Annotated in this window: 15 protein-coding genes and 1 pseudogene; 6 read left to right on the plus strand and 10 right to left on the minus strand. The window is 69.0% G+C overall.

The annotated features are described in order from the left end of the window. Both HKK72_RS19985 and HKK72_RS19990 read right to left on the minus strand, forming a co-directional pair. Positions 1 to 234 (minus strand): annotated as a pseudogene (locus HKK72_RS19985) (hypothetical protein); the annotation flags it as partial. Beyond that, a complete protein-coding gene (locus HKK72_RS19990) occupies positions 216 to 554 on the minus strand; it encodes a PadR family transcriptional regulator (protein WP_187235916.1) in 339 nt (112 codons plus the stop codon). The gene HKK72_RS19990 and the pseudogene HKK72_RS19985, both read right to left, overlap by 19 nt. A gap of 91 nt (positions 555 to 645) precedes the next feature. Between HKK72_RS19990 and HKK72_RS19995 the strand changes: the two genes are divergently transcribed. Further along, the gene (locus tag HKK72_RS19995) at positions 646 to 1,698 is read left to right on the plus strand and encodes an ATP-binding cassette domain-containing protein (RefSeq protein ID WP_187235917.1); all 1,053 of its coding nucleotides are present in this window, start codon (positions 646 to 648) and stop codon (positions 1,696 to 1,698) included. After that, entirely contained in the window at positions 1,695 to 2,474 is a 780-nt protein-coding gene (locus tag HKK72_RS20000) for an ABC transporter permease (protein WP_187235918.1), read from the plus strand. Before HKK72_RS19995 ends, HKK72_RS20000 begins: the two co-directional genes overlap by 4 nt. Positions 2,475 to 2,706: 232 nt before the next feature. Here HKK72_RS20000 and HKK72_RS41170 read toward each other — a convergent pair whose 3' ends face one another. From HKK72_RS41170 to HKK72_RS20035, 8 genes are all read right to left on the minus strand, one after another. Further along, positions 2,707 to 3,033, minus strand: a complete 327-nt coding sequence (locus HKK72_RS41170; protein ID WP_261986993.1) for a hypothetical protein — start codon at positions 3,031 to 3,033, stop codon at positions 2,707 to 2,709. Further along, on the minus strand, positions 3,012 to 3,980 hold the full coding sequence (locus HKK72_RS20005) for an MFS transporter (RefSeq protein WP_261986994.1): 969 nt from the start codon (positions 3,978 to 3,980) through the stop codon (positions 3,012 to 3,014). Before HKK72_RS20005 ends, HKK72_RS41170 begins: the two co-directional genes overlap by 22 nt. Next, on the minus strand, positions 3,980 to 5,053 hold the full coding sequence (locus HKK72_RS20010; protein WP_315987346.1) for a PLP-dependent cysteine synthase family protein: 1,074 nt from the start codon (positions 5,051 to 5,053) through the stop codon (positions 3,980 to 3,982). Before HKK72_RS20010 ends, HKK72_RS20005 begins: the two co-directional genes overlap by 1 nt. A 682-nt stretch (positions 5,054 to 5,735) precedes the next feature. Then, the gene (locus HKK72_RS20015) at positions 5,736 to 8,021 is read right to left on the minus strand and encodes a heavy metal translocating P-type ATPase (RefSeq protein WP_187235920.1); all 2,286 of its coding nucleotides are present in this window, start codon (positions 8,019 to 8,021) and stop codon (positions 5,736 to 5,738) included. A 25-nt stretch (positions 8,022 to 8,046) separates the two neighbouring features. Then, positions 8,047 to 9,006, minus strand: coding sequence for a hypothetical protein (locus HKK72_RS20020; protein WP_187235921.1), 960 nt, complete (start codon positions 9,004 to 9,006; stop codon positions 8,047 to 8,049). A 10-nt stretch (positions 9,007 to 9,016) separates the two neighbouring features. Continuing rightward, positions 9,017 to 9,262: a heavy-metal-associated domain-containing protein gene (locus tag HKK72_RS20025; RefSeq protein WP_187235922.1), complete on the minus strand. Its 246-nt coding sequence runs from the start codon at positions 9,260 to 9,262 to the stop codon at positions 9,017 to 9,019. A 116-nt stretch (positions 9,263 to 9,378) separates the two neighbouring features. Beyond that, positions 9,379 to 10,797: an MFS transporter gene (locus tag HKK72_RS20030; RefSeq protein WP_187235923.1), complete on the minus strand. Its 1,419-nt coding sequence runs from the start codon at positions 10,795 to 10,797 to the stop codon at positions 9,379 to 9,381. Positions 10,798 to 10,814: 17 nt separating this feature from the next. Then, positions 10,815 to 11,036 carry a heavy-metal-associated domain-containing protein gene (locus HKK72_RS20035; RefSeq protein WP_261986995.1) on the minus strand — a complete coding sequence of 74 codons (222 nt, stop codon included), beginning with the start codon at positions 11,034 to 11,036 and terminating at the stop codon, positions 10,815 to 10,817. Positions 11,037 to 11,202: 166 nt separating this feature from the next. On the opposite strand from HKK72_RS20035, the gene HKK72_RS20040 reads away from it, so the two are divergent. The 4 genes from HKK72_RS20040 (at position 11,203) to HKK72_RS20055 (ending at position 14,688) form a co-directional block, all read left to right on the plus strand. Next, positions 11,203 to 11,505, plus strand: a complete 303-nt coding sequence (locus HKK72_RS20040; RefSeq protein ID WP_187235925.1) for a metal-sensitive transcriptional regulator — start codon at positions 11,203 to 11,205, stop codon at positions 11,503 to 11,505. A gap of 235 nt (positions 11,506 to 11,740) precedes the next feature. After that, positions 11,741 to 12,175, plus strand: coding sequence for a hypothetical protein (locus HKK72_RS20045; RefSeq protein ID WP_187235926.1), 435 nt, complete (start codon positions 11,741 to 11,743; stop codon positions 12,173 to 12,175). 147 nt (positions 12,176 to 12,322) lie between these two features. Then, the gene (locus tag HKK72_RS20050) at positions 12,323 to 13,444 is read left to right on the plus strand and encodes a PLP-dependent cysteine synthase family protein (protein ID WP_187235927.1); all 1,122 of its coding nucleotides are present in this window, start codon (positions 12,323 to 12,325) and stop codon (positions 13,442 to 13,444) included. Continuing rightward, the gene (locus HKK72_RS20055; RefSeq protein ID WP_315987347.1) at positions 13,384 to 14,688 is read left to right on the plus strand and encodes an MFS transporter; all 1,305 of its coding nucleotides are present in this window, start codon (positions 13,384 to 13,386) and stop codon (positions 14,686 to 14,688) included. Before HKK72_RS20050 ends, HKK72_RS20055 begins: the two co-directional genes overlap by 61 nt. Positions 14,689 to 14,799 lie beyond the last annotated feature (111 nt).

Here is a 14,799-nt window from a genome sequence, read left to right on the forward strand (position 1 = left end):
CGTGTGCGGATCGCCGCATTCCGCAACAGCGGCGTGGGCTGCCTCGCAAGTCGCGAGTCCCTGCCGCAGGAAGGCGGCAGTGGCCTCCTGCAGGCCGTCGTCAATCTCGTCGATGATCCCGGCGGTGTGGCGGGACGGGCCAGGAAGCAGGACGGCGAGTGCCGCCAGGTAGTCGTCCAGGACGGTGCGGGCCAGTGGGTCCAGGTCCGGGTGTGTCAGGTGGGCGTCGGGCATGGGGTGCCCTCCAGTAGCGCGGAGACGGCAGAGGAGAACTCCCGCCAGCTGCTGCGTTCGTTGCCGAGCGTCCGTTTTCCCGCGGCGGTCAGCGCATAGGTGCGGCGCCGCCGACCGCCCACTGTGGACCAGTCGCCTTCGATCAGCCCGGCGCGTTCAAGGCGGCGCAGCGCCGGATAGACGGTGCCGGTGGGCAGGTCGAAACGTCCGCCGCTACCGGCCCGCAACGCCTCCATGACGGCGTAGCCGTGGCGCGGTCCGTCCTCCAGCGTCGCGAGCAGGAGCCCATCCAGATGGCCCTTCAGCGTCTCGGCCCTCATAGGTAGTAACCCTACCCTTCCATGGCGATCCGGCCTAGAGTCTCAATACGTAGTAACACTAGATATCGGGTCACTACCTAAAGGAGCCGTCATGGGCGACGAAGCAGCGGTGGCCGCGCAGGGACTGCGCAAGACGTTCGGCGGTGTGCGGGGTCTCGATGGCGTGGATCTATCGGTTGCCACCGGCAGTGTGCTCGCGCTGGTCGGCCCCAACGGCGCGGGCAAGACCACGACGATTCGGATCTTGACCACGCTGGTGCGGCCCGATGCGGGCACCGCCCGGGTCTGCGGCCACGATGTCGTGGCTCAGGCAGCGGCGGTGCGGGAGCGGATCGGGCTAGCGGGCCAGTACGCGGCGGTCGATGAGATCCTCACCGGCCGGGAGAACCTGGTGATGGCCGGACAGCTGTATCACCTCCGGCGGCGGGCGGCCCGTCACCGGGCAGCCGAGCTGCTGGAGTCGTTCGGCCTGGCCGAGGCGGCCGACCGTCAGGTGCGTACCTACTCAGGTGGCATGCGGCGGCGTCTGGACCTGGCCGTCGCCCTGGTCAGCCGGCCTCCCGTGGTGTTCCTGGACGAGCCCAGCGCCGGCCTGGACCCACGCAGCCGCCTGCATCTGTGGGAGACGATCCAGGACCTCGCGACCAGCGGCACCACTGTGCTGCTCACCAGCCAGTACCTGGAAGAGGCCGAGCGCCTGGCCGACCGCATCGCGGTCATCGACGCCGGCCGCATCATCGCCGAGGGCACCTCGGACGACCTCAAGGCACGCATCGGCGGGGACCGCGTCCAGCTGCGCCTCGTCGACCCCGGCACCGCACCCGCCGCCGCCCACGCCGTGACCGACTTGGGAAGCGGACCGCCGCACGCCGACACCACCACCGGACAGGTCACGTTGCCAGTACGGACGGGACAGGCCGGTACCGGGCCGGCAAGGGCAGGCGTCGCGGTGCTGCCCGAGATCGTTCGTCGGCTGGACGCCGCGGGGCTACCACTGGCCGACATCATGCTGCGCCGACCGACCCTCGACGATGTCTTCCTCACCCTGACCGGCCATACCGGCTCGCCACCCGGGAAGCCTCCTGCCGATCCGGTCGGCGAAGCTTCGGCCGCGCGGTCATCGAACCCAGGGAGCACGGCATGAGCGCCACCGCCACGCTCGGCCAGGCCACGACGGACACCGTGGTGATGACCCGCCGCTATCTACGGCACTACCTCCGCACCCGCAATCTATTGATCATCTCTCTAGCGCAGCCGGTGATGTTCGTGCTGCTGTGGACCTACGTCTTCGGCGGCGCGGTACGCCTACCCGGCGTCCGCTACATCGACTACCTGATGCCTGGGATCATGGTGCTCGCGATCGGCTTCGGATCGGCCACCGCCGGCATCGGCCTCGCAGAAGACCTGACCCGCGGAATGATCGACCGCTTCCGGGCCCTGCCCATGGCACCGCCCGCCCTGCTGGCCGGCCGCACCCTGTCCGACGCCGTCCGTAACACCTTCGTCGTCCTGCTCATGATCGCCGTCGGGTACGCCGCCGGATTCCGCATCCACACCGGACCGGCCGCCGCCCTCGGCGCGATCGCCCTCGCCGTCTCCACCGGCTATGTGATGTCCTGGTTCTCAGCACTGATCGGCTTGGCCGTCGGCGATCCCGAGACAGCCGGAACCGCGAGCATCCTGCCGATAATCGTCCTGAGTTTCACCAGCTCCAGCTTCGTCCCCGTCCACACCATGCCAGGCTGGCTGCAGATCTGGGCATCCCACAGCCCCATCACCTACATCGTCGACGCACTACGTGCCCTCACCACCGGCGGCCCCACCACACGACCGCTGCTCACCGCGATCACCTGGCTGCTGACTCTCCTCGCCGTCGCCGTCACCCTCGCCGTCCGCCGATACCGCCACGCCACCCGATAGCCCGGGCCACAAGGGGCCCGCGAGGGGAGTGCTGCTGCGCCTGACCCCCGCCGGCAAGCAGGCCGCCGCGGTGCCCACCACGCCGAGCGCGGCCAACATGCCACACCTGGACAGCATCATCGTGTGCTTCTTAGGTCGACGCGGTCCGAGCTCCGAGGAGCCCCGGGTCGTCTCACGTTGTTCCCCCCGAATGCGCCGGGCCGGTGATGCACCGGCCCGGCGGCAGAGACGGTCAAGCGCGGCGTTGGCCGAGCAGGGCGTGCGTCATGGACCGTGGGTCGTCGGTGCTGAGCCGTCCCGCTCTGGCCAGCCGGTGTAGGGCCCAACCGCAGACGCCCCCGAGGGTGGCGAGGGCGATCCACGGCAGAGGGCCTGACCCGGTGGTGTCCAGGAGTGCTCCGCCGAGCAGGTTGCCGGCGGCGATGCCGATGCCCGCGATGGTGTTGTAGAGCCCGTAGTGGGTGGCGAGGAGTCCTCCCCTGGACAGGGTCACCACGGTGTCCATCTCAAAGGGGTGGCTGAGCGCATTGCCCAGGGTCAGCAGCAGTGTGCAGACCACCACAGCGATGAGTAACAGCACCCCGTGGTGGCGGGTCCGGCGATGCCGTACCCGGCCAGGGGCAGGAAGGCGCCGCCCATGAGGAGGAGACCGCGGGTCATCGCGCCGGGGCCGTCCCACCGGCGGCGGGCCGCGTCGGTGATGCGTAGTTGCCCGGCGATCGCGGTGATCGCTGAGACGGTGAAGATCAGGCTAACCCCGCCGAGGGCGCCGCCTGCCTGGCCGCCCATGTGGCGTTGGAGCATGAGCGGCAGTAGCAGGTAGATCTGGAAGGAGAGCAGGTAGGACCCGGCCATCGCGATCGAGAACAGTACGAAAGATCGATTGCCGATCACCGCCCGCCAGTCGGCCAGGACCGAGCTTCCGGGCACGGCGATCGGCCGCCGAGGCGGTAGCCAGCGCAGCTGGACGATGGTGAGTCCTGCGAAGACCGCGGCCGCGACGAGGCAGACGAGGCGGAACTCGGTCGTTGCCATCAGGGCGAGACCGATCAGCGGGCCGGCCAGGATCCCTGCCTGGTAGAAGACGTTGAACACCGCGAACGCCTCGATGCGGCGGTCTGCGGCGTCGTGCGCCAGGTAGGCGCGTACGGCGGGGTTGAACAGGGCACCGGCGAAACCGGTCGCGGCTGAGGCCACCAGTAGCGCCGGCAGCCCGTCCACGATTCCCAGGAGTGCGAAGCCGCCGGTGCGCAGCGTGCAGCCCGCGACGATGACGGGTTTGTAGCCCAGGCGGTCGGCGAGGGTGCCGCCGAGCAGGAACAGTCCTTGCTGGCTGAGGTTGCGCACCCCCAGGACCAGGCCGATGGTCCAGGCGGCCTTGCCGAGGTCGGCGGCGAGGTGCCCGGCCAGATAGGGCATGAGCATGTAGAAGCCGGTGTTGATGGTCAGCTGATTGATCAACAGCAGCTGGACGCTGCGGTCGAAGGACCGGATCCGGGAGAGCATCACAGCTGCACCACCGGGTCCACCACGGTGGTGCAGCGGCTCCACCGCACCGCCTCTTCCCTCAGCGGGTCGGTGATCTCCTGCGGTTCAGCGGCGGGCGGCCGGCCGAGGAGGTCGTTTCTTGCGCAGTAGTCGTCGTTGAACACGGTGCCGTGGTAGCGCGCCGGCCCGTCAGGGAAGACCGCCGCGATCCGGCAGTGCGCGGGCAGGGTCCGGGCGAGCCAGGCCGCCACGACGGTGACGGCGCCGACGCTCCACCCGCCCGTGGTGTAGTACGTGGCGGCCAAGGTACGGCTCGCCCAGACCGCCTCCGCGGGAGCGACCCAGTGGACCTCGTCGAACTCCCCGTAGGCCACGTTGCGCGGGTAGATGCTGCTGCCCAGGCCCCGCATCAGCCGGGGCCCCGCCGGTTGGCCGAAGATGGCCGACCCGGTCGCGTCGACACCCACCAGGCGTATGTCTGGGAACAGCCTCCGCAGGACCCGGATGATTCCGGCGGAGTGACCACCGGTGCCCACACTGCAGACCAGCACATCGATCCGCGCGAGCTGGCTGACCAGTTCCTGGGCCAAACCGCGGTAGGCGTCCGGATTATCGGGGTTGTCGTATTGCTGCGGGCTGTAGGCCCCCGGATGTGTTTTGAGGATCTCACTCATCCGGTCCAAGCGGGCACGTTGCCACCCGCCTTCGGGATGTGGGGTAGTGACCGTCTCGATCCGGACGCCGTAGGCGGCGAGCAGGTCCCGCATCAGCGGTTCCATACCCGGATCGGCGACCAGCGTGACGGGGTGCCCGAACACGATTCCCGCCATTGCCAGGCCAAGGCCGAAGGTCCCCGACGTCGATTCGACGATCATCGCGCCGGGCTCGAGCTCGGCTCGGCTGCGGGCCCGCTCGACGATGTGCAGAGCCGGCCGGTCCTTCAGCCCGCCAGGATTGGCGCCCTCGAGCTTGGCCCAGAAACCCCGCCCAGGTGGAGTGAAAGGTTCACCGATCCACAGCACCGGCGTGTTCCCCACCAGACCTGCCGTGGACGGGTCACCGGCGAAATGCGGATTCCCGAGCGGACGCACTAATGACGTGATGCAAGACATGCTGTTTCCCCCGATGTCTGTCGGCGTACATGATCGATCCGGCAGGCGACCGCAAACGTTCCGGCCTCGGTGACCGAGGTCGGACGGTTCGGTCTGCGGTCGATCAGCGCCGACAGACTTCGAGGGTGCGGGTCATGCGGGTTCGAGCCGCGTGCCCATATGGCGGAGAGCGGCACGGAACGCCCAGCGCCAACCGGCGCACGCCCCCGGGGGCTCCACAGATGGTGGGCGTCACCGGGTACCACCCGGTCGCGGCGGCCACGTCGAAGTCACCCGAGGAGACGACGAAGCCGTCAGGGTGCTCCATGGAATCGTGATGATGATGCGGATCGCGATCATGGTCGGGGTCATGCCCCGGGTCGTGCATCCCACATCCCACATGGTCCAAAGGTGAGGCGTCGGTGTCGGCGGCCACCGCGTGCGTCCACAGATGCAGCAAGGTGACTACCGCCACCAGCACCGTCGCCGTACGATGAACGCCCCGCAGGGTCATGCGCGAAAACCTCCGCCGAACACCGACCACCACTTGGTGTAGTCGTACCCTCACGCATTGGCTTCACTGGGCGGCTCGGCCCCCCGCCTGGCAAACCTTCCGTCGAAAAGGGACTGGAGTTTGCGGAGGTGACTGCGCATCGGTCACGGCTCCCGGGTGGTCACTGGGTCAGCGAGCGGCGCGAAAGCGGCGTAGCCGCAGGCTGTTGCTGACGACGAAGACGCTGGAGAACGCCATGGCCGCTCCGGCGAGCATCGGGTTGAGCAGGCCGGCGGCGGCCAGGGGCAGGGCGGCGATGTTGTAGGCGAAGGCCCAGAACAGGTTTCCCTTGATGGTGGTCAGTGTCCGCCGGGACAGGCGAATGGCGTCTGCTGCGGCGCGCAGGTCGCCGCTGATCAGAGTGATGTCGGCGGCCTCGATGGCCACGTCGGTGCCGGTGCCCATCGCAAGGCCCAGGTCGGCTTGGGCGAGGGCGGCGGCGTCGTTGACGCCGTCCCCCACCATCGCCACGACCTTCCCCTCGGATTGCAGGCGTTTGACGACGTCGACCTTGCCGGCGGGAAGGACCCCGGCGATGACCTCCTCGATGCCGACCTCGGCCGCGACCGTGCGTGCGACCGCCTCGTTGTCGCCGGTGAGCAGAACGGGGGTCAGCCCGAGGTTCCGGAGCCGTGCGATCGCCTGTGGGCTGGTGTCCTTGATGGTGTCGGCGATGACCAGCACGGCGCGGGCTTTGCCGTCCCATCCGACAGCGACGGCGGTCTTCCCGTCGGCCTCTGCTTCCTGCATGGCCTGTTGGAGCTCGGCGGGCAGGTGCTGGGCCCATTCGGTGAGCAGTTGCGGCCGGCCGACGAGCACGCCGTGTCCGTCGACGAGGCCTTGGACCCCGAGCCCCTCGAGATTCTGGAAGTCCTCGACCGCGGGCAGCGTGCCGACCTGCTGGGTGGCGTGCTTGGCGATCGCCTGGGCGATGGGGTGTTCGGAGGCGTCCTCGAGCGCGCCGGCGAGCCGGAGCACCTCGCCGGTGTGTTGGCCGTCGGCGGTGATGACGTCGACGAGTGCCATCCGTCCGGTGGTGACGGTGCCGGTCTTGTCCAGCACGATCGTGTCGATCCTGTGGGTGGACTCCAGCACCTCGGGGCCCTTGATGAGGATGCCGAGCTGGGCGCCGCGTCCGGTGCCGACCAGCAGCGCGGTCGGGGTGGCAAGGCCGAGCGCACACGGGCAGGCGATGATCAGGACGGCGACCGCGGCGGTGAACGCCGCGGCGACCGGCGCGCCTGTTCCCAGCCAGAATCCGAGGGTGGCGAGCGCGAGGGTGATGACGATCGGGACGAAGATCCCGGAGATCCGATCGGCGAGCCGTTGCACCTGGGCCTTGCCGTTTTGGGCGTCTTCCACCAATTTGGCCATCTGCGCCAGCTGGGTGTCGGCGCCTACCTTGCTCGCCCGTACGACCAGGCGCCCGCCGGCGTTGACGGTCGCGCCGACGACGGGGTCTCCTACGCCGACCTCGACCGGTACGGATTCGCCGGTGAGCATGCTGGCGTCCACGGCCGAGGTGCCGTCGGTGATGACCCCGTCGGTGGCGATCTTCTCTCCGGGCCGCACGAGGAACTCCTCGCCGGTGGTCAGCCGGTCTACGGGGATGCGTTCTTCCCGCCCGTCGCGCAGCACCGCGACGTCCTTGGCGCCCATCTCCAGCAGGGCTCGCAGGGCGGCGCCGGCGCGGCGCTTGGACCTGGCCTCGAAATAGCGGCCCGCGAGGATGAACACCGTCACGCCCGCGGCCACTTCAAGGTAGATGTTGCCCGCGCCGGAGGTGCGCTCGATGGTGAAGGTGAACGGGTGTTTCATGCCCGGCTCGCCGGCGGTGCCGAAGAACAGGGCGTACAGCGACCAGGCGAACGCCGCGATCGTGCCCAGTGACACCAGGGTGTCCATCGTCGCCGCGCCGAGTTTGAGGTTCTTCCACGCCGCCGCGTGGAACGGCAACGCCCCCCATACCAGGACCGGGGCGGCCAGCGTCAGCGAGGCCCACTGCCAGTTGGTGAACTGCAGCGCCGGGACCATCGCCAGTGCGATCACCGGTACCGCCAGCAGGGCGCTGACCGTGAGCCGGTTGCGCAGAGCACGGACGGGAGCGTCCTCGGCGTCGGCTGCAGAGCCGCCGGGCGGCTCATCGGCCGGCTCGGCGGTCCTGGGAAGCGCGGCGCTGTACCCGGTCTTCTCCACCTGAGCGATCAGGTCGTCAGGGGTGACGGTTCCGCTGAAGCTGACGCTGGCCTTCTCGGTGGCGTAGTTGACGGTCGCGGTCACGCCTTCGAGCTTGTTGAGGCGCTTTTCGATCCGGTTGGCGCATGAGGCGCAGGTCATGCCGCCGATCGCGAGCTCGATCCGGTCCGCCTCAGCGGCGGTCCGCGCCGCGGGTGTCCTGCCGGTAGCTGTACTCATCACGCCTCCTATCGGGATGTTGCGATCAGTGACTGTGGTCGTCGGAGCCGTGGTCGTCGGATGCGGACTTCGACGGCCTCGGCTGCGGCCGCTCGGATGTCGGCCCATCTCCCGCGACGGCGGTGAACTCGGCCGTGCGGACCTTGCCCTCGTGCTGGAAGTCCAGGTAGAGGCGGTAGGTGCCGGCAGTGGGGACCTCGGCGAAGAAGGTGATGTCCGGCCCCGGCCGGGTTCTGCCGTCGCCGGGTGCGCCGTCGGGGTGGACGTGCAGATAGGCCAGGTCACCGTCGCGGAGCGCGACGAGGTGCCCATAGGCGGCGAGGTAGGGCTGCAGGTCGGTGACGGGCTTGCCGTCACGCGACACGCTCAAGGTGAGCTTGCTGGTTCGGCCGCTCTCCAGCCGGCCGTCGAGGGTGAGGGTGTAGCCGTCGACCGCTGCGGTCGTGGCGGGGGGCGGCAGCGGTCGCGGCGTGGCCCCGCCGGCCTGTGTGACGTCGATGCCGAGAACCAGCGGGTCAGCACCGGTGGGCTTGAAGTCGGCGAACGCCCGGTAGGTGCCCGGCCCGCCGAAGGGCGAGGCGACCCGCCAGGTGCCGTCGTCGCTCATCTGGGGGTGCACGTGCTGGAAACCCGCCAGGTCACGGCGGACGACGATCAGGTGCATCCGCTTGTCATGCTCGAGGTCGAAGGCGGTCACCGGCCGTCCGTCCGGGCCGGTGACGCGGAAGGCGAACTCGTCCTTTTCAGCGGGGGCTTTGGTGAGGGTGTAGCCGCGGTCGGAGACCAGCAGGCCCGCGGGCAGGCCGCCGGGCTTTGAACCGGCGGGCGCCGCTGCCGTGGTGCTGTCATGGCCTCCATGGGCGGTGTCGGGTGTTTCCTCGGCGTTGGCGCCGATGGGGCCGGTCACGTGACCGGCCCCGAGTGCCAGGCCGAACACGACCGCGAGCCCGAGCGTGAAGGCGCCAAGCTTCGCCGGAGTGTTCATCGGTGTGTCCTCACTTAGATCTATCGGCGGTGCGGGAATCAGTGCTGTTGGAGTCGGCGATTTCGTAGCCGGCCTCGTCGACCGCTGCCCGGACGTCTGCGTCGTCGAGGAGGCCGGTGCTGGTGACGGTGACCGCGCCCGTGGCCAGGTCGACGTCGACGCCGGTCACCCCGGCGATCTGTCCGACCTCGGCGCTGACAGCGGATACGCAGTGGCCGCAGGTCATTCCCTTGACGGCGTAACGGGTGGTGGTCATCTCCTGCTCCTTCGCGCGGTTTCTCTTATCTGACTATATACCCTTAGGGGGTATGGGTAAAGGATGTCACGTCGCCGGGGCCGCCTGCTCACGGGGAGGCCCCGGCGTGCCGTGGCCTACGCGTCGACCGTCTTCCGGGCCGGCGCCGGTTGGGGCGTGGGGGTCCGCAGGGTGACGAGCGCAAGTCCCGCCCCGGCGAGAGCGACGATCGCCGCGCCGATGAAGGCCGCCTGGAACCCGTTGGTGAGCGCGGGGAGATCGCCCAGTTTGTCGGCGCCGTGGGAGGTGGCGATGGCGGTCATCGCCGCCAGGCCGATCGCGGATCCGATCTGGTAGGTGGTGTTGACGATCCCGGAGGCCAGGCCGCCCTGTTCGGGTGAGACTCCGCCGATCGCCGCCATCATGGCGGGGATGAACACCAGGGACATCCCCACGGCGGAGATCAGCGAGCCGGGGAGCACGTCGGCGACGAAGCTGCCGCTCGGGTCGATGGTGGACAGGATGCCCAATCCTGCGGCGAGGACGACCAGGCCGGCGGTGATGAGCGGCTTGGTGCCGAACCGGCCGATGAGGCGGTCGGTGACGCCGACCATCAGCACCATCATCAAGGCGGTCATCGGCACCAGGGCGGCGCCGCTGGGGAAGGCACCGTACCCGAGGACCTGCTGAAGATAGAGGTTGAGGAAGTACCACATGGGGATCCACGCGGCCCCCAGCAGTGCCATCGCCAGATTCGCCGCGGCGAGGTTCGGGGTGCGCCAGACCGACAGTGGCATCAGCGGACTGCGCACGACCCGCTGGCCGGCCACGAAGGCGGCCAGCAGGAGGATCGCGCCGCCCAGCTGCAGGAGCGTTCCGGTCGAATTCCAGCCGCGCTGGGGTGCCTGGACGATGGCGTAGACCGCGAGCGCCAGACCACCGGTGACCGCCACTGCTCCGGTCAGGTCGAGTCCTGCGCGGCGACCGGGTACGGCGGGCAGCAGCCTGGGTACGAGCGCCAGGGTCGCCAGGCCGATCGGGATGTAGATGATGAACACCCACGGCCAGCTCAGCCACTCGGTGATGGCGCCGCCGAGGAAGACTCCGGCGGTTCCGCCGGCCGGGGCCGCCGCCCCATAGAAGGCCATCGCCTTCGGCAGTTCCTTTGGCCGGCCGGAAAACAGGATCATCAGCAGGGTCATAGCGGCAGGAGCGATGAGAGCCGCTCCGACGCCCTGGACGGCCCGGCCCGCGACTTCGACTCCGGCGCTGTCAGCGGCTGCCGCGACGACCGATCCGCCGATGAGGATGACCCAGCCGGCGGCGAAGACCCGGCGGGCACCGAGCAGGTCCGAGAGCCGGCCGCCGAGCAGCAGCAGTCCGCCGAACGCGACGACGTAGGCGTTGAACACCCATTGCAGGCCGCCTTGGCTGAAGCCGAGTGCGCGCTGCATGTCAGGCAGGGCCACCCCGATGATCGAGGTGTCCATGATGACCATGAACTGGGCTGTGGCGAGCAGGGCGAGTGCCCACCAGCGCCGGGGATCAGCAGACATGAGGGTTCCTTTCAGGGTCACGACACCGGCCGGTGCCGCGCCCCGATGACGACCGCTTGCCGCGGCCAGGTAGTGGCGATCTGATAGCCGGCGCCGGTGACGGCACCGCGGATGTGTTCGTCGGTGGCGGTGCCCGCCACGGTGAGCCGTCCGGCGGCCAGGTCGACGCTGACGCCGGTGACGCCCTCGATCTGCTCGACCGCTCGGGTGACCTTGGCCGCACACGGCTGGCAGGTCATGCCGGTGACCGTGTAGCCGCGGCCGGTGGACTCGGCCTCACCGGTAGCAGTGGTGCTCTGACAACCGCACATAACAACCGCCCTTTCTACGGGTACCCCGTACGGGTACCACTCTCTGCGAGCGAGAACGTAGCATACCCCCCAGGGGTTTTGCTACACTGAGGGCATGACGTCACCGACACCGGCCCCGACCCGCGGCTACAGCGCCGACAAAGACCAACTACAGAAGCGGCTACGCCGGATCGAGGGACAGGTCCGCGGCATCCAGGGCATGGTCGACCAAGACCGCTACTGCATCGACGTGCTCACCCAGATCTCCGCGATCCAAGCGGCGCTGGACAAGGTCGCACTCGGGCTCCTCGACGACCACGTAGGGCACTGCGTGCAAACAGCCGTGGCCGAGGGGCGCGGCGAGGAGATGACCGCCGAGATGATGGCCGCGGTAGGTCGGCTGATGAGACGCGGCTAATAGCGGCCTGACCCGAGCGACGACCCGGTCACGCTGCGCCGCCGCGAGGCGGGTCGACGTGAGCCGCCCCAATGGATGGCGCCGGGCGCCCATCTGTGATCGCTTGGCCGGGCGTCAGAGGGAGCCCACCCCCTCTGCGTCAAGCTCAAGTAAGACATGCCGAGGCCCCAGGTTTTACTTTCGAGGCCGGCCGTTCGGACGGCTTACGTCCTGACTGCAAGTAGCGTGGGGCGCGATGTCCGCCGAAGAAACCTCCGAAGCCTTCGCACGAACACCGGGAGCGCGGCCTTTGGCCCGTACCGTTCCGGTGCTGCTTTTGCTGCTCGGACTGGTCTTCATGCACGGTGCTTGTGTGACGGCGGGCATCGCGGCCGGCGACGGTGGCACGCACCCGCCGATCACCGCTTCGGCGGTCGCTGAGCTCACCTCAGCCGGACACTCCCCCGACCATCCGCACCATTCCGACCACGCGTCATGTTGCAGCGATGCCGTTGAAGCAGGATGCATCGCCCTCTTGGCGGCCACGTTCCTTCTGCTCGCCGGGCTTTCCAGGAACGGCGCGGGAGTCTTGCTCAGCGCCCGCAGGAGCCTGCGCTCGGGCGTGCCGCTTCTTCGAGCGAGTCCACAGGCTGGTCTCCCTCGTTCCGTCCTGTGCGTGATGCGCGTCTAGAGATCGCCCGCGTCCCGCCACCCGATCAGGTCTGTTTCGCCACTGCGCGATGAGAACCTCCGGTGGCGATGGCGCACGCGTCGATAACCCGGCCGATAGGTCTTACCTCGACATTGGATGGCTTCAGCCATTCGGGAGATCTCAATCATGGAACTGAACGCCGATTCCGCACGCCCGAAAGTGATCATTCGTAAGGCTCCGACGCAGCGTGGTCACTCTTCTCTGCCACTTGCCGTCGGCAACACCCCGGTTGTTCGGATCGCAGATCCGTTCGTGCCGGTTCCCGCCGGTTTCTGGGCGAAGCTGGAGGGCTTCAACCCAGGCGGCATCAAGGACCGCCCCGCCCTGCACATGGTCGCCCGTGCCCGCGCCCGCGGGGAACTGGTGCCCGGCGGCACCATCGTCGAGTCGACCAGCGGAACGCTCGGTCTCGGTCTGGCCTTGGCCGGAATCAGTCTCGATCATCCGGTCGTGCTCGTGGCCGACCCGGGGCTGGAACCGCTCATGCGGCAGTTGCTGTGCGCCTACGGGGTGCGCCTGGAGATCGTCACCGACCCGCACCCGACCGGCGGATGGCAACAGGCGCGGCGGCAACGGGTCGGCGAGGTCATGGCCACGGTCGCCGACCCGTACTGCCCTGACCAGTACAACAACCCCGACAACGCCGACGCCTATGCAGGGCTGGCGCATGAGCTGCTGAGCCAGTTCACCCACATCGACGCGCTGGTATGCGCGGTGGGCACCGGCGGGCACAGCGCGGGCATCTACCGCGTACTTCAACGTCACTTCCCCGACCTTCGGCTGGTCGGGGTGGACACCGTCGGATCCACGATCTTCGGGCAGCCGGCCCGGCCACGCCTCATGCGCGGGCTCGGCAGCAGCATCCATCCCCGCAACGTCGCCTACGAATCCTTCAGCGAAGTGCACTGGGTCAACGCCGCCGAGGCGGTGTGGGCCTGCCGGGAACTGGCCGCCAACCACTACGTCTGCGGCGGCTGGAGTACAGGTGCCGTCGGGCTCGTCGCCCGCTGGCTGGCGACCACGCTCCCCGGTGACCCCTGTGTCGTGGCCGTCTTCCCCGACGGCCCGTGGCGCTACTGGAACACCGTCTTCGACGACGACTACTGCCGGCAGCACGCCCTACTCGGCAGCACGCCGGCGGATCAGCCCGAGGAGATAGGGCATCCTCTCGAGCGCGAGGTCACCCGGTGGACCCGCTGCGCGACCGTGGCGGACCCGCTCACCTGGAGCGGGAGGGCACAGGTGTGATCGCCACCATCAAGGACTTCGCGTCCTTCGGCCGCCCGGCCCAGGTCCTGTTCATCAACCAGGTCGGTATCAACATCGGCTTCTACATGCTCATGCCCTACCTCGCCGATCACCTGACCAACGGCGCCGGCATCGCGGTCTGGACCGTCGGCCTCATCCTCGGCGTCCGCAACCTCAGCCAGCAGGGCATGTTCCTCATCGGCGGCACGCTGGCCGACCGCCTCGGATACAAACCCATGATCATGCTCGGCTGCGCGCTGCGCACCGCGGGGTTCGCGCTCTTCGCGCTCTCCACGGCCGTCCCCGTCCTGATCGCCGCCTCAGCGCTCACCGGGTTCGCCGGCGCCTTGTTCAACCCGGCGGCCCGGGCCTACCTCGCCCACGAAGAGGCCGGCCGCCGGGTGGATGCCTTCGCCGTGTTCAACGTCTTCTACCAGACCGGGATCCTGATCGGCCCCTTGGTCGGGGTCCTCCTGCTGAAGATGGACTTCCGGCTGGTGTGCCTGAGCGCCTCGGCCATCTTCGCCCTCCTCACCGCACTGCAATGGCGGCATCTGCCCGCCCGCGCCGGCGCGGAGGCCGACACCGACCGTCCGGTGCTCACCGACTGGCGTGAGGCCTTCACCAACCGCACCTTTCTCGCCTTCGCCGCCGCGATGATCGCCTCCTACGCCCTGTCCTACCAGGTCTACCTGGGGTTGCCGCTCGAGGTACGGCGTGTCACCGGCGGCGAATCAGGCGTCGTTGCCCTGTTCACGATCTCCGCCGTACTCGGCGTCATCGGGCAGGTACGGCTCACCGCCTGGTGCAGCAAACGCTGGAGCCCCGGACAGGCGATGGCCTACGGCCTGGCCATCATGGGGCTGTCGTTCACGCCGTTGATCGCAGGGGCATCACTCACCGGCACGGCGGCACGGCTGGGACCCGTGCTCGCCTGCGCCACGCTGCTGGCCATCGGGACCATGATGGTGTTCCCGTTCGAGATGGCCACCATCGCCTCGCTGTCCGGCGGACGACTGATCGGCACCTACTACGGGCTCTACAACCTGCTGTCCGGGCTCGGCATCCTCGCCGGGAACCTGCTCAGCGGAGCCGCCATCGACCTCGCGCGGAGCACCGGCATCACCACCGCGCCCTGGCTGCTGCTCCTCACCGCAGGGCTGCTGTCCGCGCTTGCAATCCGCCGCCTGGACCGCAGCGGCCGCCTGATACCCGCCACGAAGCATCCCCAGGTCACCAAGTGAGATCACGCCGAGCGCCACATCGCTGCCGAGGACCTCCGCCGGTCGTGGCGATGGGCCCAGCCGGTCATCATCGTCGGCGGCCCGGACGCCGAGAGGGGGGCCGGCCGGCGG

Source organism: Actinomadura sp. HBU206391 (assembly GCF_014323665.1).
Taxonomy (GTDB): Bacteria; Actinomycetota; Actinomycetes; order Streptosporangiales; family Streptosporangiaceae; genus Actinomadura_C.

What these genes read in the sequence shown, in the direction of transcription:
- HKK72_RS20045 (WP_187235926.1), top strand. Translation starts at nt 11,741, where the DNA reads ATGTCCGCCGAAGAAACCTCCGAAGCCTTCGCACGAACACCGGGAGCG.
- HKK72_RS20005 (WP_261986994.1), bottom strand. Translation starts at nt 3,980, where the DNA reads ATGCTCTCCCGGATCCGGTCCTTCGACCGCAGCGTCCAGCTGCTGTTG.
- HKK72_RS20030 (WP_187235923.1), bottom strand. Translation starts at nt 10,797, where the DNA reads ATGTCTGCTGATCCCCGGCGCTGGTGGGCACTCGCCCTGCTCGCCACA.
- HKK72_RS20015 (WP_187235920.1), bottom strand. Translation starts at nt 8,021, where the DNA reads ATGAGTACAGCTACCGGCAGGACACCCGCGGCGCGGACCGCCGCTGAG.
- HKK72_RS20025 (WP_187235922.1), bottom strand. Translation starts at nt 9,262, where the DNA reads ATGACCACCACCCGTTACGCCGTCAAGGGAATGACCTGCGGCCACTGC.
- HKK72_RS19995 (WP_187235917.1), top strand. Translation starts at nt 646, where the DNA reads ATGGGCGACGAAGCAGCGGTGGCCGCGCAGGGACTGCGCAAGACGTTC.
- HKK72_RS20040 (WP_187235925.1), top strand. Translation starts at nt 11,203, where the DNA reads ATGACGTCACCGACACCGGCCCCGACCCGCGGCTACAGCGCCGACAAA.
- HKK72_RS20000 (WP_187235918.1), top strand. Translation starts at nt 1,695, where the DNA reads ATGAGCGCCACCGCCACGCTCGGCCAGGCCACGACGGACACCGTGGTG.
- HKK72_RS20020 (WP_187235921.1), bottom strand. Translation starts at nt 9,006, where the DNA reads ATGAACACTCCGGCGAAGCTTGGCGCCTTCACGCTCGGGCTCGCGGTC.
- HKK72_RS20050 (WP_187235927.1), top strand. Translation starts at nt 12,323, where the DNA reads ATGGAACTGAACGCCGATTCCGCACGCCCGAAAGTGATCATTCGTAAG.
- HKK72_RS19990 (WP_187235916.1), bottom strand. Translation starts at nt 554, where the DNA reads ATGAGGGCCGAGACGCTGAAGGGCCATCTGGATGGGCTCCTGCTCGCG.
- HKK72_RS20035 (WP_261986995.1), bottom strand. Translation starts at nt 11,036, where the DNA reads ATGACCTGCCAGCCGTGTGCGGCCAAGGTCACCCGAGCGGTCGAGCAG.